Source organism: Halalkalibacter okhensis, assembly GCF_000787375.1.
Classification (GTDB): domain Bacteria; phylum Bacillota; class Bacilli; order Bacillales; family Bacillaceae_D; genus Halalkalibacter; species Halalkalibacter okhensis.
Map to the genome: position 1 here is coordinate 20,275 of NZ_JRJU01000026.1, position 25,623 is coordinate 45,897.

Annotated in this window: 23 protein-coding genes; 7 read left to right on the top strand and 16 right to left on the bottom strand. The window is 37.0% G+C overall.

What is annotated here, in order from left to right; translation table 11 throughout:
- Positions 1-30: 30 nt before the first annotated feature.
- The 6 genes from LQ50_RS16995 to LQ50_RS17020 form a co-directional block, all read right to left on the bottom strand.
- Positions 31-711: a Crp/Fnr family transcriptional regulator gene (locus LQ50_RS16995; RefSeq protein ID WP_034631579.1), complete on the bottom strand. Its 681-nt coding sequence runs from the start codon at positions 709-711 to the stop codon at positions 31-33.
- A 40-nt stretch (positions 712-751) separates the two neighbouring features.
- A complete protein-coding gene (locus LQ50_RS17000; protein ID WP_052144819.1) occupies positions 752-2,467 on the bottom strand; it encodes an EAL domain-containing protein in 1,716 nt (571 codons plus the stop codon).
- 121 nt (positions 2,468-2,588) lie between these two features.
- On the bottom strand, positions 2,589-3,533 hold the full coding sequence (locus LQ50_RS17005) for a sugar ABC transporter substrate-binding protein (RefSeq protein WP_052144820.1): 945 nt from the start codon (positions 3,531-3,533) through the stop codon (positions 2,589-2,591).
- Positions 3,534-3,557: 24 nt separating this feature from the next.
- Positions 3,558-5,591 carry a PAS domain S-box protein gene (locus LQ50_RS17010; protein WP_084138895.1) on the bottom strand — a complete coding sequence of 678 codons (2,034 nt, stop codon included), beginning with the start codon at positions 5,589-5,591 and terminating at the stop codon, positions 3,558-3,560.
- Complete coding sequence (locus LQ50_RS17015; protein ID WP_237563737.1) at positions 5,545-6,396, bottom strand: CheR family methyltransferase; 852 nt, start codon at positions 6,394-6,396, stop codon at positions 5,545-5,547. Before LQ50_RS17015 ends, LQ50_RS17010 begins: the two co-directional genes overlap by 47 nt.
- Positions 6,397-9,102: a response regulator gene (locus tag LQ50_RS17020; protein WP_034631580.1), complete on the bottom strand. Its 2,706-nt coding sequence runs from the start codon at positions 9,100-9,102 to the stop codon at positions 6,397-6,399. It lies immediately after the preceding gene.
- Positions 9,103-9,405: 303 nt separating this feature from the next.
- Between LQ50_RS17020 and LQ50_RS25805 the strand changes: the two genes are divergently transcribed.
- A complete protein-coding gene (locus tag LQ50_RS25805; RefSeq protein WP_034631582.1) occupies positions 9,406-9,552 on the top strand; it encodes a hypothetical protein in 147 nt (48 codons plus the stop codon).
- A 307-nt stretch (positions 9,553-9,859) separates the two neighbouring features.
- Here the strand turns inward: LQ50_RS25805 and LQ50_RS17030 are convergent, their stop codons facing one another.
- Together LQ50_RS17030 and LQ50_RS17035 are read right to left on the bottom strand one after the other, a co-directional pair.
- Positions 9,860-11,458, bottom strand: a complete 1,599-nt coding sequence (locus LQ50_RS17030) for an aspartate:alanine exchanger family transporter (RefSeq protein WP_034631583.1) — start codon at positions 11,456-11,458, stop codon at positions 9,860-9,862.
- Positions 11,459-11,693: 235 nt separating this feature from the next.
- Positions 11,694-12,044, bottom strand: a complete 351-nt coding sequence (locus tag LQ50_RS17035; RefSeq protein WP_034631584.1) for an IDEAL domain-containing protein — start codon at positions 12,042-12,044, stop codon at positions 11,694-11,696.
- Positions 12,045-12,373: 329 nt separating this feature from the next.
- On the opposite strand from LQ50_RS17035, the gene LQ50_RS17040 reads away from it, so the two are divergent.
- Positions 12,374-12,793, top strand: a complete 420-nt coding sequence (locus tag LQ50_RS17040) for an ATP--cob(I)alamin adenosyltransferase (protein ID WP_034631586.1) — start codon at positions 12,374-12,376, stop codon at positions 12,791-12,793.
- A 64-nt stretch (positions 12,794-12,857) separates the two neighbouring features.
- On the opposite strand, the gene LQ50_RS17045 is transcribed toward LQ50_RS17040, so the two are convergent.
- Positions 12,858-14,321 carry an aldehyde dehydrogenase gene (locus tag LQ50_RS17045; RefSeq protein ID WP_034631587.1) on the bottom strand — a complete coding sequence of 488 codons (1,464 nt, stop codon included), beginning with the start codon at positions 14,319-14,321 and terminating at the stop codon, positions 12,858-12,860.
- Positions 14,322-14,556: 235 nt separating this feature from the next.
- Between LQ50_RS17045 and LQ50_RS17050 the strand changes: the two genes are divergently transcribed.
- Positions 14,557-15,069 carry an acyl-CoA thioesterase gene (locus LQ50_RS17050; RefSeq protein WP_034631588.1) on the top strand — a complete coding sequence of 171 codons (513 nt, stop codon included), beginning with the start codon at positions 14,557-14,559 and terminating at the stop codon, positions 15,067-15,069.
- A 110-nt stretch (positions 15,070-15,179) separates the two neighbouring features.
- On the opposite strand, the gene LQ50_RS17055 is transcribed toward LQ50_RS17050, so the two are convergent.
- The 5 genes from LQ50_RS17055 to LQ50_RS17075 all read right to left on the bottom strand — a co-directional run bounded on the left by LQ50_RS17055 (position 15,180) and on the right by LQ50_RS17075 (position 21,345).
- Positions 15,180-16,472: a Zn-dependent hydrolase gene (locus LQ50_RS17055; protein ID WP_034631590.1), complete on the bottom strand. Its 1,293-nt coding sequence runs from the start codon at positions 16,470-16,472 to the stop codon at positions 15,180-15,182.
- Between the two features lie 38 nt (positions 16,473-16,510).
- Entirely contained in the window at positions 16,511-18,211 is a 1,701-nt protein-coding gene (locus tag LQ50_RS17060; RefSeq protein ID WP_034631591.1) for an ABC-ATPase domain-containing protein, read from the bottom strand.
- 137 nt (positions 18,212-18,348) lie between these two features.
- A complete protein-coding gene (locus tag LQ50_RS17065) occupies positions 18,349-19,158 on the bottom strand; it encodes a histidinol-phosphatase (protein ID WP_034631593.1) in 810 nt (269 codons plus the stop codon).
- 124 nt (positions 19,159-19,282) lie between these two features.
- A complete protein-coding gene (locus LQ50_RS17070; RefSeq protein WP_034631594.1) occupies positions 19,283-20,956 on the bottom strand; it encodes a ribonuclease J in 1,674 nt (557 codons plus the stop codon).
- A gap of 122 nt (positions 20,957-21,078) precedes the next feature.
- A complete protein-coding gene (locus LQ50_RS17075; RefSeq protein ID WP_034631595.1) occupies positions 21,079-21,345 on the bottom strand; it encodes a hypothetical protein in 267 nt (88 codons plus the stop codon).
- 187 nt (positions 21,346-21,532) lie between these two features.
- On the opposite strand from LQ50_RS17075, the gene LQ50_RS17080 reads away from it, so the two are divergent.
- The 3 genes from LQ50_RS17080 to LQ50_RS17090 all read left to right on the top strand — a co-directional run bounded on the left by LQ50_RS17080 (position 21,533) and on the right by LQ50_RS17090 (position 23,497).
- Positions 21,533-21,730 (top strand): hypothetical protein, encoded by a 198-nt coding sequence (locus tag LQ50_RS17080; protein ID WP_034631597.1) that lies wholly within the window; start codon positions 21,533-21,535, stop codon positions 21,728-21,730.
- Between the two features lie 478 nt (positions 21,731-22,208).
- Positions 22,209-22,646 (top strand): MarR family winged helix-turn-helix transcriptional regulator, encoded by a 438-nt coding sequence (locus LQ50_RS17085; RefSeq protein WP_034631598.1) that lies wholly within the window; start codon positions 22,209-22,211, stop codon positions 22,644-22,646.
- Between the two features lie 224 nt (positions 22,647-22,870).
- Positions 22,871-23,497, top strand: coding sequence for an FMN-dependent NADH-azoreductase (locus LQ50_RS17090; RefSeq protein ID WP_034631600.1), 627 nt, complete (start codon positions 22,871-22,873; stop codon positions 23,495-23,497).
- A 54-nt stretch (positions 23,498-23,551) separates the two neighbouring features.
- Here the strand turns inward: LQ50_RS17090 and LQ50_RS25495 are convergent, their stop codons facing one another.
- Positions 23,552-23,713 carry a hypothetical protein gene (locus LQ50_RS25495; RefSeq protein WP_161784694.1) on the bottom strand — a complete coding sequence of 54 codons (162 nt, stop codon included), beginning with the start codon at positions 23,711-23,713 and terminating at the stop codon, positions 23,552-23,554.
- 243 nt (positions 23,714-23,956) lie between these two features.
- Between LQ50_RS25495 and LQ50_RS17095 the strand changes: the two genes are divergently transcribed.
- The gene (locus LQ50_RS17095) at positions 23,957-25,351 is read left to right on the top strand and encodes a protoporphyrinogen oxidase (RefSeq protein WP_034631626.1); all 1,395 of its coding nucleotides are present in this window, start codon (positions 23,957-23,959) and stop codon (positions 25,349-25,351) included.
- A gap of 50 nt (positions 25,352-25,401) precedes the next feature.
- Here LQ50_RS17095 and LQ50_RS17100 read toward each other — a convergent pair whose 3' ends face one another.
- Positions 25,402-25,599 (bottom strand): hypothetical protein, encoded by a 198-nt coding sequence (locus LQ50_RS17100; RefSeq protein ID WP_152608246.1) that lies wholly within the window; start codon positions 25,597-25,599, stop codon positions 25,402-25,404.
- Between the last annotated feature and the right edge of the window lie 24 nt (positions 25,600-25,623).

Here is a 25,623-nt window from a genome sequence, read left to right on the forward strand (position 1 = left end):
AATGACTAAGCTGTTAAATTCATAAGCAGCTTAGTCGATTCTTTTGAGTTTTTCCAAATCATAAATCAAAACACCTTGTCTATTTGCTTCAATCAATTTCTTTTTCTTCAATTGAGTTAATACCCTACTTACAGATTCCCTTGAAGTTCCTACCATATCAGCTAAGTCTTGGTTAGTAATTGGTACTTTGACATAAACCCCATTGCACGACTCAACTCCATTTTCTAAGGCCATGTTTATGATTATTTGAATAAGTCGATGCTGAATATCTTTAGAAATAAAATCTTGTACTCGATTTTGTAATTCGAGAATTTTTCTCCCTAAGATTTTCATAACTTTAATTGCGATTTCAGGTGATGCTATTAGTAATTTTTCAAAATCATTAATTCGAATGACGTAAAGCGTTGCATCTTCAATTACTTCTACAGTCGCAGGGTATGGGGACCGTTCAAAAAAACCTACATGAGGAAACATTTCGCCTTTACAAAGCAATGATATCACTTGTTTGTTACCTTCCTCATCAATTTTATACGCTTTCAATACACCTGTATGTATGAAAAATACCGCTTCTCTTTGGTCCCCTTCCCAAAAGACATTCATCCTTTTTATATATGTCCTTATGCTTGTTATTGCTTTAACTTCTCCTATTTCATCTGCATTTAGTTCACTGAAAATTGGCATTCGACTAAGAGTTTGTTTGACCTCATCCATGAATAATCCCCTTATTCCAATAAGCCAATGAGCCTTTAGGCTAATTGGCTATATTTTTATTACAAGTTAATTCAGTTATGAATTGCTTAGCATGAACAGGTTTGCTAAAGAAATACCCTTGCCCTATATCACATTTTTGTTGCTGAAGTGCCGTTACCTGACTCTCATTTTCAATGCCTTCAGCTATTACTGTGAATTGAAGGTTTCTCCCCAAATTTATAATCGTATTCACAATGATTTCACCATCTACACCTAACTCGTGAATAAACGATTTATCAATTTTAATGGTATCAACAGGTAGATGCTTTAAATAACTTAATGATGAATAACCCGTTCCAAAATCGTCAATTGATATGTTGACTCCTAACTCTTTTAATTTTACTAATGTCTTTCTTGCAACTTCTATGTTCAGAAGAACACCTTCTGTAATTTCAAGTTCTAAGTATTTGGGGTCTAACATGGTTTCTTCGAGAATCCTTTTAATATCATTCACAAAGTAAGCATCTCGGAACTGGATTGGAGAAACGTTAACAGAAACTTTATTAAGATGATACCCACTATTCTGCCAATTTTTTAATTGCTTGCAAGCTGAGGAAATAACCCATCTACCTACAGGTATAATATGCCCCATCTCCTCTAACATGGGAATAAATTCAGCTGCGCTAACCATCCCAAGCGTAGCGTTTTTCCACCTTAACAATGCTTCGGCTCCCTCTACTTCACCGTTCTCCAAATTAACAAGAGGCTGATACACAAGATAATACTCGTTTAATTCAAATGCTTTTTCTATTTCCCTTTGCAGCTGATAATTCCTTGCCATTTCAAAGCTTTGTTTTGGCGTGCTAAAAAAATATGTATGGCCCCCTTGCTGTTTTGATTGATACATAGCATGATTGGCTTCTTTCATTAAACTCTCAATAAACTCCTGATAGTTAGGGCTTTTAGTGGTGATATATTCCATACTTACACCGATACTTGCTGATATGGATATCTTTTTATTTCGAATATAAAAAGGGAAGGATAGTTGTCTTTCTATATTTTGAATGACGGAAACTACCTCTTGTTTATTATTAATTTGATCTAACATGATCACAAATTCATCCCCACCTTGACGTGAAAGAAAACCTGTATGAGGTAAGCACCCTACTAGTCTTTGCCCAACTTCTTTTAATAACAAATCTCCAATCATATGTCCATGCCGGTCATTAATTGATTTAAAACGATCCAAATCTAAAAACAACACAGCTACATGGTCATTCAATTTATTTGTCATGTGTCCATCGCTTATCCGCTTATTTAAGCTATTTCGATTTGGTAATAACGTTAATGGATCTAAATAAGCCATATCCTGCATATGCTCTTCCATTCGCTTTCGTTCAGTAATGTCGTGGCGAATTGAGACGAATTGATAAGGGTTTCCTTTTTCATCTAAAAAAGGAACAATGGTTGTTTCAACCCAATAATATGTTCCATCCTTTGCTTTGTTTTTAAATTCTCCGCGCCAAACCTCACCTTTTTTTATCGTTTTCCATAATGATTTGATAAATTCCTTACTATGATGATCCGAATTAATCATTCTATGATCCTTTCCAATTAACTCTTCACGACTATACTTCGAAATTTCACAGAACTTATCATTTGCGAATTGAATCTTTCCTTTGTGATCTGTTATAGCAACAATTGATGATTCATTTAATGCAGACTCGATATCTTTTAATTTCTTTAATGTATGATTCAATTCGTTCTCTAAGCTCATCCCACTCCCTCTTTTCTTAATAAGGCTACTCCCTTTAATTTACCAGAGTTACTAAACGATTAGTGTGATATCGATCACACAATTAAACATAGCAATAAGAGCACCCGGTATTCGGATGCCCTTAATCTAATAAAGTACGTAGAAAATCTAATCGCTGCTTTGCATTTCCTTTAATTATAATATCTACACCACTATCTATTGTTGGATCAATGGCTTCCCCTCTAACCACTTTTGATGCAGCCTCAACACTTAAATATCCCATATCATAAGGATTCTGAGCGACCGTTCCTGTTAAGGTCCCATCTTCTATAAGCTCCACCATCTCTATGATTCCATCTGCGCCTATGACAGGAATATTCAGTCCGTTCTCTTGAATAACGCGTAATGCAGCAAGGGCCATCAAATCGTTGGTAGCTATAAGCCCCTTCAAATCAGGGTGAGCACCTATAATTGTTTCAAGCACATCTTTTACTTGTTTAGGGTCATTCGATACTTGTGTTATGCTAGCAGCTACATTAATCCCTATTTCTTTTAACCGGACTTCAGCTCCTCTCATTCGATCACCAGCAACAGGGCTATCCTCATCTCCTGTAATGATGGCAACCTTATCACTTGGCTGAAGGTGAGAACCTAATAAAGAGCCAGCTTTTCTACCTAAATCAAAATTATTCGTGCCGACATATGAGGTTTTATATTCCCAAGGTGCATCTGTATCTAAGAATAGGACAGGAATATCTTGATAAACAAATGGTTCTAATGCTGCATAAAGAGGCTCAGGATAGATCGGCGATACAATTAAAACATCTGGGGGGTTCATTAGAATCCTCTCTAGTAACTCGATTTGCTCTTCGACCGTAGCACTTTCTGGCGCAACTACCTCTCCAACGATTCCGAAGTCACGAAAGCCTTTCTCAGCACCTGCAGTGATAATTTCCCAGTACTGTGTACTTTGATCTTTAAGAAGGACAGTTACTTTAGGTTTCTCCTCGGCAAACGGCCTAGAAATAAAGCTTATTAGGACAATCGCTATGACGCAAACGAGAAGGAGTATGGATGTTCTTTTCAATGCTAATCCCTCCCTTCATTCTTTTTATAAATTAAAACGGATTGAAAAGATTGTTCCTGTTTTTCCTGTAGTTATATCAATCTCAGCTTGATGACGTTCTGCAACACTATAACAAATCGCTAATCCTAATCCTGTACCATCTTCTTTTGTTGTAAAGAATGGGGTTCCTATTTTTTCAATAATTTCTGGACTGATCCCCTCTCCTTCGTCTTGAATCTCCAAGACCACCTCTTTATTTTCTGTATAAGTTCTAATGACAAGCACGCCTCCACTCGTCATAGCATCAAGACCATTAAGTGCTATATTTAAAATAATTTGGCGTATCTCTTTCTCATCTAAATAAATATCAGGGCAATCTCTTGTGTCAAGTACGGCTTCTTTACTTGAGCGTAACGCCTCAGCCTGAATAAGTGGAAATAAGGACTTAATAATTTTATTTAGACTTTGAGATCTCTTATCACTCACCTTATTTTTTGCTAAATTTAAAAACTCGGTAATAATCGAGTTCGCTCTGTTTAATTCATCCAACATTAAGTCCACAATCTCTATCTTTAAATGTTCTCGGCTGCTTTTAGCTACTTGCAAAAAGCCGTGCACAGTTGTCATCGGATTACGAATTTCGTGCGCAATTCCTGCAGCCATTTCACCAATTAAATTCAACCTATCTAACCTTGCCATCTCATTTTCTAGTAACACTCGATCGGTAATATCTGTTACAACAATTAGAGCACATGGTTTCGAATGCAGTGTAATTAATTCAGTTGAAAGTAAACCAGATCGAACTTGTCCGTTCTTGGTTTTATAACTGATCTTTTGATTCCGATTTGACGTTCGTAAGTCTAAACAATCAATATTCATTTCCTCTATACAATAGAGCAACCTTAAATTAATCGTATTTAACTCTTCGTAACTATAACCTGTATAATCTACCCATCTCTCATTTACATCAATAAACGTTTTATCTTCTAATGAATAGATGGCTATTAAGCTAGGACTAGACTCAAACATTTTTCGAAAACGTTCCTGAGAAGCCAAAAGATGGGCAGCTATTTTTTTTCTCTCAACAACTTCATTTTTCAACTTTTCGTTGGCTAATAGGAGTTCCATTGTCCTTTCTTGAACAATGGATTCCAAATTGATATATTTTTGTTTTTTAACCTCTTCCATTTGTTTTCGTTCGGTAATATCCCTTATTGTACAAACATATATTTCTTGACCATCAACTGTCGTTTCCCCAATTTGGATATCTGCTGGGAACTGACTACTATCTTTACGTATAGCAATAACTTCAACAACTCGTCCACCAACTTGTTCAGTAAATGAATTATGAAACGGCCAAGTGTAAGTTCCACTATCTTCTAACCCCTTCAAAAACAAACTTTCTATAGGATGTTTGACAATCTCTTCAAATGAATACCCAAACATATTAGTAATAGCTTTATTCACTGATACGATATTCCCATTCGTATCAAACGTTACAATTGTATCTAAAATCGTGTCCCCGATGACTTTTGCCAATGCCTCAGATTTACGTAGATCTAAAGTCGTCAAGTCCAATTTTTCATTAATCTCTTGAATTTCAGCTGTTTTCTCTGCTTCATTTTGAATCATTTGTTCTTCGTGATTTTGATGAATTTTAACAAATTGCTCGATTTTTTGCTTAAGCAATTCAGGCTCATACGGTTTAAAAATATAATCAATTGCTCCGACAGAATACCCTTGCTGCACATGCTCGACATCTTGACTAATTGCTGTAATAAAAATGATTGGAATATTTTTTGTTTTCTCGCGCATTTTTATCAGCTTGGCTGTTTCAAATCCATTCAAACCGGGCATTTGAACATCTAATAATATCACTGCGAAATCTTGCTTAAGCATATATTTTAAAGCTTGTTTCCCTGAGGTGGCGCTAACTAAATTGTAGTTTGGAGATGTAAGAACTGCTTCCAATGCTAATAAGTTCTCTGGATGATCATCAACCATTAATATATTCACTTTTTTGACACTTGGTTTATCTGTATTTACGGTACAGTTTTTCAGTTGCGTCGAACTCTTCATAACGGTTTCCATAACTAGTAAATTTAATCCCCTCTCTTTTTCCCAACCCTATATATCCTTCCAAGCATAGACTTTCATAGAGAAGCTGATGAACTTTATTTTGTAGTTCTTTATTAAAATAGATTAGGACATTTCGACAGATAATGATGTCGAACTCATTAATTGAATGATCCGTTACTAAATTATGCTGTGCAAAGATTACGTTGGTTTGTAAATAAGGACGGAAAATAACCTGTTCTCCAATTGCTTTATAATATTCAGAAAATGATCTTTTCCCGCCCGCTTCAAAATAATTTTGAGTATATTGCTGCATTCCATCAATTGAAAAAACACCTTTTTTTGCCTTCTTTATATTTTCTTCATTAATATCTGTTGCATAAATTTTTGCTTTTTCGTAAAGTCCTTCTTCGTGTAAAAGAATAGACATGGAGTAGACTTCCTCACCAGTTGAACTTCCGATATGCCAAATACGAATCGTGGACTTATCCTTTATTTTTGGAAGAACCTTCGTTCGTAATGCCTTAAAAAATGATGGGTCTCGAAACATTTCAGTTACATTGATGGAAAAATCACAAAATAAGTTTTGCATGACTGTCGGATCATGTAATATTTTTTCCTGCAATGCCGATATGCTTGGAAGTTTCTCATTACGAAGACGATGATGTACTCTTCTTTGAATAAAGGGCAAGGCATACCCACGGAAATCATACCCATAGCATCGATAAATAGCATCAAGCAACAAGTCTAATTCAATTTTTTCGATTTCTTCTATCGGACTTTTCACTATATTATTGAATGTGTTCACCTACTCTTTTTTTCTATATAACCAAACACTCATTAGTGAGAATAACTGATCTAGGTCAATTGGTTTACTTATATAATCTGATGCCCCTGCTGCTATACACTCATCTCGATTGTGCTTCATGGCTTTTGCAGTAACAGCAATGATTGGAAGAGAAGTAAATTGATCCTTGTTTCGGATAAGTCTCATAGCCTCAAAACCATCCATGTCAGGCATCATAATATCCATTAAGATTAAGTCTGTATCTGGATGATCCTGTAACTCTTTTAATGCTTCTTTGCCACTTTCAGCAAAATTAATATTTATTTCATATTTTTCTAAGGCAGAAGTTAACGCAAAAACATTTCTCACATCATCATCAACAATAAGAATCTTTTTATCTTTTAAAAGTGATCTATATTGTTGTTGAACCATAAGTTCTTCATGGTCAGAAAGATTAACCTCTTCCTCAACTGAAGCTGCAACCTCAGTAATAGCTAAATTCTCTTCATTCCATTCACTCACTTCGTCATATGGCAAATACAATGTAAAAGTACTTCCCTTTCCTTCTTCGCTATCTATGTCAATATGTCCGCCTAATAAATAAGCTATTTCTCGACTAATGGAAAGTCCTAGCCCCGTTCCTCCATACTGTCGGCTAGTCGTTCCATCAGCTTGCTTAAATACCTCAAAGATCGTATCTTGTTTATCCTTGGCTATTCCAATTCCGGTATCAGTAACAGAAAACGCAAGCAACGGTTGAGGGGTTTTCACTTTTTGAATAACAAGGGCTACACTCCCCTTTTCCGTAAATTTAAACGCATTAGATAGTAGATTTTTTAATATTTGCTGCAAACGATGCTCATCAGTTCTTAAGTGGATTGGTACCAATTCATCCGCATAAACCGTTAAGCTCACCCCTTTTTGGCGAGCGATGGGGGTAAACTGACGTTCGATAAAATCTTGAACCTTTTTTAGTTCAACCTCTTTTGAAACGACCTCCAACTTTCCTGATTCTACTTTTGCCAAATCTAATATATCGTTAATTAAATGCAGCAGGTCTTGACCTGAAGAATAGATGGTCCGAATATACTCCTGCTGTTTTCCTGAAAGGTTCCCGTCCCCATTCTCTGATAAAATCTTCGCTAAAATTAACAAACTATTCAGAGGTGTTCTAAGTTCATGGGACATATTAGCTAGAAACTCCGATTTATATTGAGAGCTTAACTCAAGCTGCTGTGCCTTTTCTTCGAGGTCTTCTCGTACTTTTTCCAATTCAGCTGCCTTCAACTCTGAACTCTCGTATTGTTCTTCCAATTTCTCATTGGTTGTTCTTAATTCTTCTTGTTGTACTTGAAGCTCCTCGGATTGAGCTTGCAACTCCTCAGTTAAACTCTGTGATTCCTGCAATAACTTATCCACTCTCATCCGATTCATAATGCTATTCATCGTTAGTCCAAGATTACTCATAATTTCTTCAAGCAATTTTACTTGAGAAGAACTAAATGAGTGAAGTGAAGCGATTTCAACCACCGCTAATACTTCTCCTTCAAATTTAACCGGAATTATGATGCTAGATTTAGGGGAAGTGACACCAATGCCTGAATGGATCTTTATATAATTGTCAGGAATATGTGTTAAATAAATGGTTTTTTGCTCAGCTACACACTGACCTATTAACCCTTCGCCTATCTTAAATCGGTCAAAATCCTTGCTATGATCGACAAGGGCGTAGGCTGCACGTTTTTTCATATATTGCTGGCCTTCTTCCACTTCCTTCATATAAAATATCCCCACACTACCTCCTACCATAGGAACAAGCTTGACAATCAGCATTTCCGCTAACATCTGGATATCTTTCACTTTTGGATACATAGTAGCGATTTCAGCGATCTTCGTTTGTAACCAACTGTGTTCCTCCGCTTCATTTTTCAGACGAATTTCTAATTTACTTTGCCTCTCAAGTTCTGTCGCCATCTTATTAAAGGCAGCAGCAATTTTTCCGAATTCGTCTTTTGTACGCACAGCAATTCTAGGTAATTCTGCGACATTTCTACTTGTAACACTTTCCATAACTGTCGTGACATTATTAAGATTTTTCGTAATGCTCCTTATCACCCATAATGTAATGGCAATCGCTAGACCAAGCCCAACAGCAAAATAAATGTATATTATCTTAACAGCCCAGTTATATGTATCTCTTGACCTAAACAATTCATTTTTTAGTTCCTGCTCCTGTAATCCATGAAGAAGCTCACCTATCTGCAGCATTCTTTGACGAGTAATTTCAGCTTCTTCCCAAAGCTCGATATCGATGAAAGCTTCACTATCAAGGCGTTGCACGGTTATCACTTGTTGGGCAATATCTTGATATGACGTATGTAATGTTTTAAATTTGGCAATTAATTCTTGCGACTTTTGCTGAGTATCATGTTTTTCAAGTGACTCAAGAGCAAGCTTTAAATTTACATTTGATTGTTCCCATCCATTCATCCTAGTTAAGAAGTTCTCATTTGATTGATCTGCGGTAATCTCTCGCAGTTCTCTTCCGATATTAGCTGTCTCATACATAATATCTGAACTCATATTGATGCGATCATTTAATTCATTCACAACTACATGCATCTCTACTGTCGACTGCTGAAGCATATTTAATAGTATGAAAACCACAATAGAAATTAGTAATAAAATAGACCCAATACTAGCGTAAAGTTTTGTTCTAAATTTCATGGTCCCTCCGGTAAGCAATCAATAGTTTTTATATTTTATGTTTCGACTTTCTAAATAAAAAATTACTAATTTTCAGTTTTTTCTCTTTTTTCCGAACCTACATATTTAGTCTTTATCTGATTACAACTGACAAATATTTACCTTTATTATAATACACTCTATCACAATTAAAATATATATCTTCAATATATCTTTTAATATTCTAATAGAAATTTATTTATGATCGGTTAGCTGTTGTTGAAATAGTAAAAAGCCCTTGCATTGTGAACAATAAATTTATCTAAGTAACAGGAGGAATGTTCAATGAAAAACAAAAATAAAACGGTCTCAGGTACAGATATCGAACAAGTGAAGCGTCTTAATGCTCAATCTGGCCTTACATACAATGAGGCAAAGGATTTGCTAGCAAAGCAGAAGGCGATGAAATCAAACCAGGGATTTAAAAATTAAGAGAAACCTATTTAAAAAGTGACTAAACTGTAACTTTTGCTCGTATAAAACTCAGCCTTTATCGGAAAATAAAAGAACAAAACGGTTGGGAGTTGATATAATGTTTGATGTAGCTGATTGGTTGCTGTTCATCACGTTTGGGGTATTCTTTGTGATTTGTATAAGTCTAGCCATATGGGTGAGCAAGCGAAAGAGAAGCAATCATTAACTTAGGGGGTGTCTCAACAGGTTATTTTACCTTTTGAGACACCCCCTAAGCGCTGTACAGAGCTGTTTCTACCAGGAATTTGGGACAGCCTCCTCCATTTTATAAAAAGAAAATTAACAATTGAGAGGCTATCGCCACAAAGATGAGGGCAAAAGGGTAGGCCGCTGCATAAGCAATAGATGGATCTTCTGAGTTAACGAGTTGATTTACTGCTCCAAGTCCTGGTGTACTTGTCAACCCACCACATAGTGATCCTAATGAATGAATCATACTTAATTTACATATTCTCCTTGCCACAATGTAACCAAAGAAAATAGGAATGATCGTTATTAATGCCCCTCCTAACACTAAGCTTATCCCTTCTTTTTGTACCACGTCTACTAGCCCCTGTCCTGCGGTCGTCCCTGCTCCAGCCAAGAATAATACAAGGCCAATATCTCTTATGACTTGATTTGATGGCTGGAAAAAGCGAGCACGAATGGGTCCTAATTTACCAAAATGGCCAATTAGTAAGGCAGCAAATAGTGGTCCACCCGCTACTCCTAATGTGATCGTCCCTAAATACGGTAAATGAATCGGAACCATTCCAACAATAATGCCAATTAACAAAATTAAACTCAAGGAAAAAATATGCACATTTGTCACGGTTAGTGATTTTTTGTTAAATAGTTTTTCTACAATATTTAAACGATCTTCACTACTTACAAGAGTCAAAACATCCCCACGTTCCAAACGCCATTTTGAATTTTGATTAAATTCAAAGCCTCCTCGTTCCATTCGCGTCACAGTTACACCATACATTCGTCTTAATTCTAATTCTTTTATATTCTTACCAATCATATCCTCTGAATCAACAACCACTTTACGCAGTTTCACATGATCAGAATTTGAAAAATTAGGTGTCACTTCTTTCCCAATGTCCTGACAAAACGCCTCAAGATCAGCTTCTAATCCAACTGCTACTAGATGATCTCCTGTCAGTATTACTGTATCATTAAGCGCAATAATATTCCGATCCCCACGGATAACCCGGCTAATGACAACCGATTTATACTTATGAAAACGCAATTCTTTCAAGGTTCGCTTATCGATATTTGGATTTACTACTTCTATCGTCCTTACTTCAGGTGACCCCTCCGTCTTAGCAGGATCAATCGTTTCTTTTAAATCCTTCATCAGATCGACCTTTAATATTCTTGGCATGAGTTGTACGAAAAGAACCACCGCCACTACTCCAAATGGATATGCAATACCATACCCTACAGAAGCAAGTGGATCATTTGTTGCTTGCAGCGCTGCTGCAAGCCCTGGTGTACTTGTTAATGCTCCCGTCATTAACCCAATACTTAATGCGGGTGATAGTCCAAATACGTGAGAGACAAAAATGGTAGTAATAGACGCAACTAGTACGATAACTAGACCAATAATGCCAAAGATAATACCACTTGACCTCATCATGCGAAAAAAGCGTGGTCCTGCTTGTAATCCAACAGCTACAATAAACAGACTCAACCCTAAATTTTGAACAGTTGATGATACCTGATATCCAAAATGACCAAATAACATCGCAACAAGGAGTACCCCTGAAGTACCTAAACTAAGACCTCTAATTTTTGCTTGCCCAAGCATTGATCCTACAAACAAAATGACAAATAATAACAACAACGGTTCTTCTAATAAAGATACAAAGAATTCCACAGCGATCCTCCACTCATTTCACACACATCCTTTGATTTCATTATTATACCTTTATTAACGATTAATATCTTATGTATGCTCAAGTTTTCACAAGTTCTCCTACTTTTTTTTCAGGATGTCTTGCCATTTAAAACGACTCTCCTAAACAGGATGTATCTGTCACTATTTAGGAGAACCTTTCTACTAACCCGAAGCCACTGAAAAAGGTGAAAATTGTACCTTTTTATTTGGCCTCTTATAGCCTGCTTTCCTTTTTAGTAAGTGACCATATATTCTGCTTCCTTTTTAGCTTTGAGGTTAGCTCCAAAAACCATTGTTGATCTCTTGTAGAAAGAGCCAAATCGATGAAATTAAGAAGCTCAGCTTCAGAGAAGTTATTTAATGGAGCCTGCTTTTCAATGTCCTTCTTTTCAACCCGAATGACTCTTCCTACAAATTCTGTATTATCACTAAACAACACTTTCATGCGGACTAATGGGTGAAAAGGTTCTACACTTTCTATATAGCCATGCACCCACTCATCATTTCTTGTTTTTCCTTTAATCCAATCGCCAAGCTTGAGTTCTTTATTGTAGTTAGCCTCCATTATTTATTCACCAACCTTTGTCATACCCATTTTTGGTAGATCATTCACTTTTGACTTAGTTGAGAATCTGCCTTTCAAATGCTTTTAGAAAAATCCCTGTCACATAATCAGTATATTCACTTTTTGTTATTTTTTCTTGGGCGATTTAACCGTTTTTGTACACTCAATTATCATAGTGCCATTCTATTTTTAGGGTGATTTTCCTACCTGTTCTTTTATAAGGAACTTACCTATTCAGTCTGTTTAATCTTGTATGATATAGTACGTTTACAATCGCAATCTACTTGGAATTTTCACAAAAAAGAAGGCCAGTTTTGAAAGGAGTTACCATGTCATTACCAAAGAAAAGTACCCTAACGCAAGAAATCGTCTTGCGTATGCTGAATCAAGCGTTGCAAAAAGCAGAAGATTTACGTATTAAAATCAGTATAGCTATCGTAGATGACGGTGGAAATCTGATGGGCTTTATTAGAATGAATGGTGCCAAGGTTATCCCTAGCAACATTGCCCAAAACAAAGCTTATACAGCTGCAGGTTTTGGACTGCCAACAGGTGATTGGTATGAGAGGATAAAAGACAAACCTTCCCTATTACATGGCATTGTTCATACAGAGAAAATGACTATTTTTAGCGGAGGACAACCTATTTATGATGGAGTAGACCTAATTGGTGGAATTGGTGTTTCAGGGGGAAGCGAGGAGCAAGACAATGCATGTGCTTTAGCTGGACTAAGTGTGTTAAATAAATAAAGGGCTCTCCCTTAACTAATGAAAGCCTCATCGATTGGTTATCGATGAGGCTTTCATTTCATTTCTATAGTTTAATGCATATATTTTTAAGTTCACTATAAAATTCGAAGCTATGCATTCCGCCTTCACGCCCGATTCCACTTTGTTTCATTCCGCCAAATGGTGTACGTAAATCACGTAAGAACCATGTGTTCACCCAAATAATTCCTGCTTCTACTTCATTTGCTACACGGTGAGCACGACGAAGGTCATTTGTCCAAATCGAAGCACTTAGTCCGTAGTGAGAAGCATTCACTTGCTCTAGCACTTCTTCTTCACTATCAAATGGAATCACGGTTACAACTGGACCAAAGATTTCTTCTCGAACACAACGAGCATTGCGATCAAGATCAGTGATGATGGTCGGCTCAATATAATAACCTTTTTCAAAGCCTTCTGGTCGGCCTCCACCTGTACGGATTGTGCCTCCTTCTTCTCTAGCTAACTCAAGGTAACCAAGAACACGCTCATAATGTTCTTTCCCAATCATTGCTCCAATTTTCGTTTTTTCATCGAATGGATCTCCAACAACAAGTTCCTTCGTTTTTGCAACGAATTTTTCAACGAACTCATCATACGCTGCACGTTCTACATAAATTCGTGATCCACACAAGCAAACTTCCCCTTGATTGATAAAGCTTGATTTGATGGTTGTTTCTAACACTTCATCAAGATCAGAGTCCGCAAAGATGATATTCGGGTTCTTTCCCCCAAGTTCATAAGAAAGCTTCTTAAGCGAATTCGCTGCAGCTTTCATAATGGCTGTTCCTGTTGACGTTTCCCCAGTAAATGTAATCGCATCGACATCTGGATGCTCTGTTAGTGCTGCCCCTGCTGAATCCGGACCAAATCCATGTACAACATTCACTACCCCATCTGGTACGCCTGCTTCTTTACAAATTTCTGCAAGCACTGTTGCTGTCATTGGCGTCCATTCAGCTGGCTTCATCACCGCTGTATTTCCAGCTGCTAAACAAGGAGCTAACTTCCAAGTTAGAAGAAGCATTGGTAGATTCCAAGGATTAATTAATCCAACAACTCCAACTGGCTTACGCACCGCATAGTTAATCGCGACATCGTCATGTTGATACGCTTCTGTTCCCATCGTTGTCATGTAATCGGCGAAGAAATGGAAGTTATAAGCCGCTCTTGGAATATCGATCGTGCTTGATAGCCAGATCGGCTTTCCAGTATCTAATGATTCTAAACGAGCAAGCTCATCTTTTCTTTCTAAAATTAAATCACCAATTTTACGTAACACTTTTGATCGCTCTGTAAGGGGCATGGTTTTCCAAGGTCCATTTAACGCATTTTTTGCGGCGGTTACAGCCCTGTCAATCTCTTCCTTCCCCCCTTCGGCCACTGAACCTAGTATTTCTTCATTTGCAGGATTTGTATTGATAAACGTTTTGTCATTTATTGAATCTACATATTTCCCATTAATAAAGTGTCTACAATCAATACCTGTTGTTGCAGTAATCGCTTCCATTTCCCAATCCCTCCATTACCTTTTAATTATTACCTTACACATACCTTACTTTAGATTCGTGCCATATAAAACACCAAAGTCCCTCTATACGGAACAAATTAGTTTTTTTATTATACTTTTGCAATTCATCTCGTGAAGTCTTCATTTGTACCATGTATTTGTGTTTTTTTTATTTGTATTTTTGTTATACTCTATATACATAAATGAGCATTAATCATAGGAAATGGGTGATATTATGCAAGAGAAATTTGTTAGTGAATCAAAGGTAGTCCGAACGAGCAGAGTCTTTCCAAACGATGTCAACAATCACAACACGTTGTTTGGTGGTAAGTTAATGAGTGATGTTGATATGATTGCTTCTATCTCGGCAACAAGGCATTCACGAACGGAATGCGTGACGGCATCCACTGATTCGGTTGATTTCCTTTCACCTATTACTCCACAAGACTCCGTAAATTTTATTTCTTTTGTCACTTATACAGGAACGAGTTCTATGGAGGTATTTGTGAAAATTATTGCGGAGAACCTGTTAACAGGTCAAAGAAAAATCGCAGCAACAGCATTCTTAACCTTTGTTGCCCTTAATGAATTTGGAAAACCTACTAAAGTTCCGCAAGTGGTTCCGCAAACAGAAGAGGAAATAAAATTACATGAAACAGGAAAAGCGAGGGCGGAAAAACGTAAGGAACACCGTGCCAGAAGTAAAGAATTAGCTAATTTTATAACTACAGAGAAACCATGGCAATAAAGCTGATACATTCTAATTAAGTCTAAATAACCGAGACAGGAGAATTCTCTCTTGTCTCGGTTATCTTTCGTGCTAGTTCCTACCTAATTAAATCACTATATGATTTTGAATTAAACATTTAACTGTTCAATCATGTTCTTTAACACATGGACGGAATACACACAATCATCTAAGAAGGAAAACTCCCGGGGATTATGGCTTATTCCATCAAGGCTACGTACAAACAACATAGCCATCGGAACATGTTTGCCTATTACCATAGCATCATGCGCTGCACCACTTGGTAAATAGAATGGCTTTATATCCGATTTTATACATGCATTTTCTGCTGCCTGTATTAGTGTATCATCCACTTGAACAGGAGCGATCCGGAGCAGTTCCTCATATTCAAAAGTAACTTCACAATCTATTTGAACTTGATTCCCTAAAACTAGAATCTTATCAATAAGCCTATCCCTACACTCAAGATCAATATCACGAATATCGACAGTCAACATCACCTTTCCTGCGATTACATTCGATCCATTTGGAAAAACCTGAAGCTTGCCAACGGTCGCTACAGCCGTTTCACTTATGGTTTGTGGAAGTTCACTAACACGTTGGACAAATGTACTAGCTGCCACAAGCGCATCCTTCCTTCCCAGCATTGGTGTATTCCCAGCATGATTAGACTCACCTGTGAATGTCACTTGTAACCAGCACGGACCAGCAATTCCTGAAACGATCCCAACAGGGAGATTTTCTCTTTCTAATTGCTTGCCTTGTTCAATATGTACTTCTATATAGGAGTCAATCTTAGATATATCTCGCTTCGCACGACTAAATCCTTCTAATGTAAGACCAGCTTCAGCTAAAACTTGTTCAAACTGATTCCCGTTGAAATCTGTAATCTGTCTTAGAGACGTCATATCAAGCTCTCCTGCCATAGCCTGACTCCCTAATAATCCATTATCAAATCTTGAACCTTCTTCATCTGAAAAAATGACAACTTCAAATGATTTTCTCGGCTTAAAATTGGTTTCTTTCCATGCTTCTACAACTTCTAGAGCGGCCAGTACACCTAGTGGACCATCAAAATGGCCACCATTTGGTACTGAATCGACATGTGAACCCGATAAAATGGAAGGCAAAGTTGGCTCTGTGCCCAGCAGCTTTCCAAAGACATTTCCAGCCCCATCTTCTGTTACTTCCAAACCCGCTTCTTCCATCCATTTTTTCACAAGGTCTTTTGCTTGCTTTTCTTCAACTGAAAATCCGATCCTTTTGGAGCCGTTATCATCTGTCAATCCTATTTGAGCTACCTCGTCAAGCCTCGATGCCAGGCGCTTTGCATTTACTCCGGAATGAGATAACAACAAATTGTGCCCTTCTAATAATTTTCGTTTAAGATCAAAATTTCCCATGTAATCACCCTACCCCCATCAACAAAAGTCACCCATCATTATTCACATTCCAACGTTCGTAAGCGATTAAGTGCAGACGCAATTTCAAAGCGACGTGGCAGAGCCAAGTCACCAGGATGCCCCACATGTGTTGAGACAAAACGGATCCCTTTTTCATTCAATTGCTCTTCAATCAAACTAAGAATCTCCTTTACTGTCATCCTTTTTCTTAATAATTGATTTCTTTCCAAAAACGAGAAACATTCTGCAATCATTCTTGTTTGGCTTTCATCAACAAGTTGGTCTAAAGCTTGCAAATGAATATCTGTTGTCCCATATTGAATATGCTGTTTCCCACGTGTACTTACTTTATATTTCGTCCCTCTTTTACTATTTAGGCTTTTGGCAACAGGAATTCTCTTTTTAATAGACCCAAAGGAATCTCCTCCTTCATTTCTTCGTTTAACCTGTATGGTTTCAGCAATTTTCTTTGCTTCATCCGTTACGTCAAAAGGAACATATTGCTCCATTTTGATGACTCGGTCTGCCACATCAAAATAATCACCAGACCCACCCATTACTAGAATTGTTGAAACATCATATTCATCTTTTAATAGACCTACCTTATCAACAAATGGGGTAATTGGTTCGGAATTTTTTGCAATTAGTGCTTGCATACGTGCATCACGTATCATGAAATTCGTTGCACTTGTATCTTCATCTATTAATAACGTTGTTGCACCTGCTTCAAGCATTTCAATAATATTCGCTGCTTGAGATGTGCTTCCGCTAGCATTCTCTGTTGAAAAGTTTTCGGTCTTCTTCTCATATGGTAGTTTCCCGATAAATGGAGAAATATCTACATTTGATATGCTACGTCCATCCTCTGCACGAATTTTCACAGCCGCATCATCACTGATTACATATTCCCTTCCATCCCCTTCAATATGATCATACACACCATGTTCGATTGCCTGTAGCAAAGTGGACTTCCCATGATACCCACCTCCCACAATCACCGTAATGCCTTTTTTGATTCCCATCCCAACAACGGGGCGTTCCTGGTGCGGAACAGATATAGCAAGCTCCCTTTCTTTCGGGCTTTGAAAGGGGATAACCCCCTTTGTCATCGGTCGGTCACTCACCCCACTTGATCTTGGTAAGATCGCCCCGTTTCCGATAAAAGCGATGTATCCATGTTCTTTCAAATACGCTCTAATGGTTTCTTGTTGATCATTTAACCAGACCGCTTCTTTTACTTCGTGCTCTTTAATTTGATACACAGAATGATCAATGACGCTTGGAATGACTTGAAAGAAAAGCTTTTCTGCTTCTTTGGCTAAAATTCTTCTTCCATTTGCAGGCAATCCGATTGAAAGGCAAATAGTCACTTGCGTATCTGTCAATCGAACCGCAGTACGTTCAATAATTTTTTGACCAGGTGCATCAATCCATATTATTCCACTTTTTCCTGAACCTCCAATCTTTTTTTGTACATGTCCAAGTGCTGACTGAACTTTTCTCGCAAGTAAATCTTCACACCGGACTTTTCGACTCTTCGTATTTGTCCATTCCGAACGTATCTCCGTTTGCTTACATGGTAAGGTAATACGGATTTTAGATGGACTGGCAAAAGGATCACCTTGTACATAATCAATATGTAGTTGAAAATTGGCAAACTGATATGTACCTTGAATTTCCTTGTAGGCTTTATATCCTTTTTGATCGATTCTTTTTAAGCATTGTTTTAGTACTTGCACAATTAGCCTCCTCTTTCTAATCATCTTTCTTAATAGTGTACCTATTCCCATAAGTGATTACTAGAAAAAAGGATAATGATTTTAGGGCATCAAAAAGGAATCCCCCCTTTTCAATGCCCTCATATTACCAGTATTTCCTAAATAGAAACCGAATATTTCTTTCTATTTTTGAAATAATGTAATTCATTGAATCCTATTTCTTTTAAATGCTGCTGTACTTCTTCAAATTCATCTCCCACTCGATCAGGATCATGCGCATCTGAACCAAAGGTTACTCCAACGTTATAAAAAAGAGCCCTTTCTAAAATTCCATCTGCTGGATACCATCCTCCACAATCCTTTGTCTTTCCAGATGTATTAATTTCTATTACTTTTTCATGCTCTCCAATTGCTTGGAGTGTCTTATCGATCGCATCTACTTGTATATGAGAGAATTCAGGATAAAATCCTTTCATTGCGTCAATATGCCCAAAAATATCAAACATATTGCTTCGTGCCGATTGTTCAATCAAATGATAATACCGTTCCTTTGTTTTTACTTTCTCTTCGTTTGTTAACCCATCCCATCGACCTTTTCTAAAGATACTAATATCATCTACAAAATGAACAGAGCCAATCAAATAATCAAACGGCTGCTCATCTAAAAATTGTTTATATACCCCGCTATATTGAGGAAAAAAATCACTTTCAATTCCTAATAATACTTCTATTTGATTAGCATATTTCTCTTTTAATCGTAAGACTTCATTAATATATTGAGTAAATTCTGACTTGGCCATCGTAATCCCAGGTTGGGGATGGTCTTCTTGATGATGAAAATACGGTGCATGATCAGAAATCCCAATCAATTTAAGGCCTTTATCTATACCTGCTTTTACATAATCTTCAATCGTACCAATGGCATGACCGCACATTTGATTATGTGTGTGTAAATCGAATTTTGTCATAATAACTCCTTTCAAAAATAGAACTATTTTTATATTTGGCGATTGAAGATCAAATCTCCTTCATAAATTAAATGATTTTTAAATGACTATAGACGCTGCTTGATGAACAGCGTCTATAGTCATTTTATATTTCAATAATAATTGGCAAAATCATCGGCTTACTTTTCGTATGCTTAAACAGATATTGTCCTACCGCTTTTTTGATGCTTTGTTTCATAACATTCCATTGGAACTTCCTTGCCTCTAATAGCTCGCTTACAGTTTTTGATATTAGGCGATTCATCTCTTTTTGCCATTCTTCTGAATCACTAACATACACAAAGCCACGAGTGATCACATCAGGCCTACCTACTAATTTCCGTTCCGTTTTACTCATCGTAACTACAATGACGAGCATTCCATCTTCGGAAAGTTGTTTACGATCCCGCAAAACAAGGTCACCAACATCACCTACCCCGATTCCATCCACATAGGTGTTTCCAGCTTGTATTTTTCGCGATTGGTTTGCGATTGAATGTTTTATTTCTAATACATCGCCATTGTTCATGATAAACGTATTTCCTTCTTCTACCCCTACGGACTCCGCTAACAATTTGTGCTGATAGAGCATGCGATATTCACCATGAATTGGGATCAAATACTTTGGTCTCATTAATGTAAGCATTAATTTTAAATCTTCTGAGTACCCATGACCTGAAACATGCATCCCTGATGAACTTCCAGACCCATATATCACTTTGGCTCCAAGCGCAAAGAAATTATCAACAATGCTTGTAACACTACGTTCATTTCCTGGAATCGGACCAGCAGCAAAGATCACCGTGTCTCCCGGTAATATCTCGACACCACGAAAGTTGCCAGTTGATAGGCGGGCAAGAGCTGCCATGGGTTCACCTTGAGATCCCGTGCATAAAATTGCTACTTTCTCTGGTTCTGTTTCATTGATTTCTTGTTGGTCAATAATCATTCCTTCTGGCACCTGTAAATACCCACGTTCCATCGCAACCTCTACAACATTAACCATACTGCGACCAAGTAATGCTAGCTTTCGATTTGTTTTTTGTGCAGCATCAACGACTTGCTGAACTCGACTGATATTGGAAGCAAAGGTTGAAAGAATCACTTTTCGCTCAGCTTTTAGAAATGCTTCTTCTACATGTGTTCCGACCATCTGCTCAGATGGAGTAGATCCGGGACGCTCGGCATTAGTACTCTCTGATAATAGGAGTAATACACCTTCCTGACCGATCTCAGCCATTTTATGAATATCGGACTGTTCATCCTGCTTAGCTGGAGTCAGATCAAATTTAAAGTCCCCTGTATGTACGACTTTACCTTCTGGTGTATGAAATACGATTCCTAAACAATCTGGAATACTATGCGTAACTTTAAAAAACTCAACCGAGATGTCATTGAATTTCACTTTCGAATGGTCGTTAATTTCAACCAACTCTGTTTCGGACAAAAGCTTATGTTCTTTTAATTTTAATTCAATTAATCCTAATGTAAAACGTGTTGCATAAACAGGTACGTTGATTTTCTTTAGAAGGAAAGGAATGCCCCCAATATGATCTTCATGTCCGTGGGTTACAAGCAAGGCTTTAACTCTCTCTTTGTTTTCTAGTAAATAAGAGAGATCAGGAATGATTAAATCAATCCCGAGTAAACTTTCATCCGGAAACTTGTTGCCACAATCAATCAAGATAATCTCGCTCCCATATTCAAGCGCATACATATTTTTTCCGACTTCATTTAATCCACCTAAGGCGAATATAGATAACGTCTGATCGTGATTCAAAAGAATAACCTCCTCTAGTTATACTGGTATCATTAGTATGTTCGTTTTTCCCTTTATAATTAGCTAAAACCCCCTGACCGTAATTAATAAATTGCTCCTATTCAACCGACATCATTCAACACTTAATGATACAACGGTCGAATCTTCTCAAGATCTGTTATTAATTGCTTGATTTCATCTCGTGATAAAGGAATAAGAAGCTGATCATACAGTGTAATGATTTGATTTGCTTCAGTATCTTGGTGTTCTTTCAGATACCGATAGAGCCTTTGGAACTGCCTCTCTTTAATTACTGATGCTGTTGATTGATTTTTTATTTTCTGTAATAGAAATTCATTGTCTTCAGGGTTGAATTCCCCAGATATGATTTGTCCATTAATGTTTGTCATAAAACCACTCCAAAAAGGTGTTTTGATTATGTTTAGCTTAATAAGAAGAAAATATTGATGATCGATTGGTCTTTTGAACACTTCTTAAAATTTGAAAAAAACGCGAGGAATAGACATTCGCCTTTTGTCTTTACGTACAAGATCATATAATATGATAAGTAAACAAACAGAGGAGGAAAATTAGATTATGGGAAAAGCATTGAATCGAATTAAATCACAATTAGCTCAGTTAGATAAAGAGAACAAATGGGATGATCTTGACCGCGAAGGAATCATCGACCAACTTATCTATGAAGAGATCAAAGCAGCTTCGTATGAATTAGATTACGAAGGTGTCGGAAGAATGGTTAATTTCTTAATTGAAGAAGGAGAAAAGTTGAAATAGAAGGGCACTGAAAAAGGTACGCTTTTCACCTTTTTCAATGCTCTTTAAGCAATGAGCGGAACCGTTGCTTTTTTTTAAAGCCAGCTATAAGTGGATTTCTCGTAGCTCACGCGCAACGTGTGGAGCCATGCTACTTCATCGAATCTTCTAAAAGAACTTTTTCAGTAGCCTTCTGAAATAGCTCTTTTTTATAGTTGGTTAAGGGGCTGTTTGACAGCTCCTATTCCTATAAAATCCCTCCTTGGCACCTTTCATTACGGGGATTGCTGTCGGAAGTTGCTGTTTTTCTGTCCGAGTTTCTTCATTTACAGTCGGAACTTTCCCATTTGCTGTCCAACTCCCTTCATTTGCAGTCTAACCACTTATTACATCCATTTTAAATACCAAAAAAAATCATATTTGACAGTAGAATACAGTTTCCCTATACTAAAAATACAAATTAGTATGTGTAGCAACTAACTACAAGGAGTTGGTCTTGTTGAAAATATCGTTCCAGGAGTATATTAGTATTAAATTGCATAAAACGGACTTAAATCTTACTAGCTACGTTAAAGCTAAATTAGAGCCGTTCAACCTCGCTCCTGAGCAAAATTTAATCATGCTGCTCCTGTGGGAACAAGACGGTTTATCCCAACAACAACTAGTTAACAAATTAGATAAGGATAAAACAAACATTGCGCGAATGGCTTCGAGTCTAGAAAAAAAAGGGTTTATTAAAAGAAGCAATTGCCACGAAGATCGTCGTTCCGTTAAACTTTACCTTACCGCATGCGGAAGAAAACTTGGTGAGCAGGTAATTCCTATTGCTGAAGAATTTAATGAGATTGTCTGCAAAGATATTTCAGAGGAAGAACTTCAACTAATGGAAAAAGTATTAGAAAAAATGAATCAGAATGTAAAAGAGTACTGTAACTAATTTGGTGAGTACTCTTTTATTGTGATTCATTTTTTCAAGTCTTCTTAATTGACAATTGATCTCACCTATTTTATACTAAGCAACGTAATTAGTATGTATAGCAACTATCCTATTATCTAACATAGTAACAGAAAGAGATCGTTCTACATCTCTCACTGAAAAAGTACTAGTTATTTTTACACAATTTGTTGCTATAGCAACATTATTAAATGGAGGTATTTATAATGGCAAATGTATTATTTATTAAGGCAAATTCAAGACCAATCGAACAGGCAGTGAGTGTGAAACTTTATCATACGTTCCTTGACCAATACAAAGAGTCTAATCCCAATGATGTTATCACAGAACTTGATCTATTTGAGGAAAACTTGCCTTATTACGATACAGATAAGATCAATGGCATGTTTAAACTAGCAAAAGGAATGGAGTTAACAGCTTCTGAACAAGAAGCAACCGAACTCGTTAATCGCTATTTAAACCAATTCCTAGAGGCAGATAAAGTTGTGATTGCATTCCCACTATGGAACTTCACTGTTCCTGCAGTTTTGCACACGTATTTAGATTATTTAGCTCAAGCAGGTAAGACATTCCGTTATACTGCTGAAGGTCCTGAAGGTTTGCTTACTGGTAAAGAAGTTGTGCTTTTAAATGCACGAGGAGGCGTTTATTCAGAAGGTCCTGCGGCGGCAGCTGAAATGGCTGTTAACTATGTAAAAACAATGTTAAACTTCTGGGGTATTTCTAATCCTACAACCGTTATTATTGAAGGTCACAACCAATTCCCTGACCAAGCTGAAGAAATTATTGAAAAAGGGTTAAAGCAAGCTGCTGACGTAGCAAAAGAATTTTAATTGATTAATGAAAAACCAAGGGCTCGCTCATGTGCTAGTCCTTGGTTTTATTCTTTATTTATCTAGTATGTGATAAGGAAAACACGGGTAAATAATCCCTTTCGTTGCTCCCTCTGGTTTAATGATATACTCTTTATAGGACGAATTTCCTGTTGCGACATTTTGCAACCCACTACCATCATAATATACTGGCTTCTCGCTTTTTTTTCTGTTCATATCATTACATCATCCCTTCCAATATATAGTTCAAATAAACCATGAATAAAGATATATTTTAATTATTCAACATCTATTCTGCTTTTCCTTTATTTATGTTGTATTTTTTACTATTTTATGGAAAGATTTATTCCCATTCCTATTAGAATGTGTCGGTCTATTGTCAACAAAACAGAAAGTGATGATTCATAAGTGCTATACGTTATAATATATAGTAGTAACTAATCATTGGGAGTGAGAACGCTGAAAACAATTGCTGTTATAGGTGGTGGAATAACAGGTCTGACCACTTTATATCAATTACAAAAATTAAAAAGAAAACATAAAAACGAGGTTGAGTTAATTCTCGTAGAACAAAACAATTATTTAGGAGGAAAGATCCACTCTGTACAAAAGGAAGAATTCATCATGGAAACAGGTGCAGATTCGATCGTAGCAAGACACGAAAGTGTGATGCCTTTAATTGAGGACCTACAGTTAGAAAATGAACTTGTCTATAACTCAACAGGAATTTCTTACTTATTCATTAACAATGAATTACACCCTATACCTGCTGATACTATTTTTGGTATTCCAACAAGTGTGGAATCACTGTTGCAAAGCACTCTTGTTTCAGAAGAAGGAAAGCAGAGAGCGCTTAGAGATTTAGAAAGCATAAATGATCGTTTTACAAAAGATGATTCAATTGGGGAATTTCTTGAATATTGTTTTGGAAAAGAGCTCGTCGAAAATCAAATTGCACCCGTGTTATCAGGAGTCTATTCAGGGAAATTGAACGAGCTTAGCATCGCCTCAACGCTTCCATATGTACTTGATTATAAAAATCAATATGGAAGCATCATCAAGGGGTTATCTGTAAACAAAGAAAAATTCAGCTCTAAATCAGATAAAAAATTCATTTCTTTTAAAAACGGACTCTCAACAATTGTTGACCGTCTCGAAGATAGGTTAACAGATGCTCACATTCTCAAAGGAGTAAATACAACACGTATAAAAAAAGAAACAGAGCGCTATCAGATAACGTTTTCAAATCATCAAACCATTGAAGCAGACTATGTTGTACTAACAACACCACATAACGTTGCTCAATCATTATTAAATCACAGCGAATTAAATGAAGGGTTTGCTAAATTAACAAACTCTTCTCTAAAGAGTATTTATCTTGGCTTTGAAATTCCTGATGAACAATTGCCTGCCGATGGAACTGGGTTTATTGTTTCTAATAGCAACCATGTCAAATGTGATGCATGTACGTGGACAAGCCGCAAATGGAACCATACATCCAAAAAGCAAAATCTATTGGTACGGCTTTTCTATAAAAGTTCAAACCATGCCTACTCTGCGTTACAGAAGATGAATGAAGATGACCTTATCCACTCAGCATTAACGGATATAGAAAAAAGCCTTGGAATTAAAGCACTTCCAACAGCAGTTGAGGTTACAAATTGGGATCAGCTCATGCCTAACTACCATCTCAACCATAGCGAAGCCATCCGTGAACTAAACGAGAAAATGCAAGCAGTTTTCCCTAATATCATGCTTGCAGGTTGTTCTTACTACGGTGTTGGCATTGGCGCATGTATAAAAAACGGAGAAGACACCGCAATAAAGATTTGGGAAACCGTTTCAAAAAATTAGATAAGTATGCTGGATGAATCTAGTGCCCTACTTTCCAACTCTTTCTCTTTTTAGGGCTCTAGATCTTCTTCCTGCATCCCTACTTTTACTCTTTTTCTCTTTTCGGGCTCTAGATCTTCCTCCTGCATCCCTACTTTCACTCTTTTTCTCTTTTCGGGCTCTAGATCTTCCTCCTGCATCCCTACTTTTACTCTTTTTCTCTTTTCGGGCTCTAGATCTTCCTCCTGCATCCCTACTTTTACGTTCATAAACGATCCTTTCCGTCTTCTATG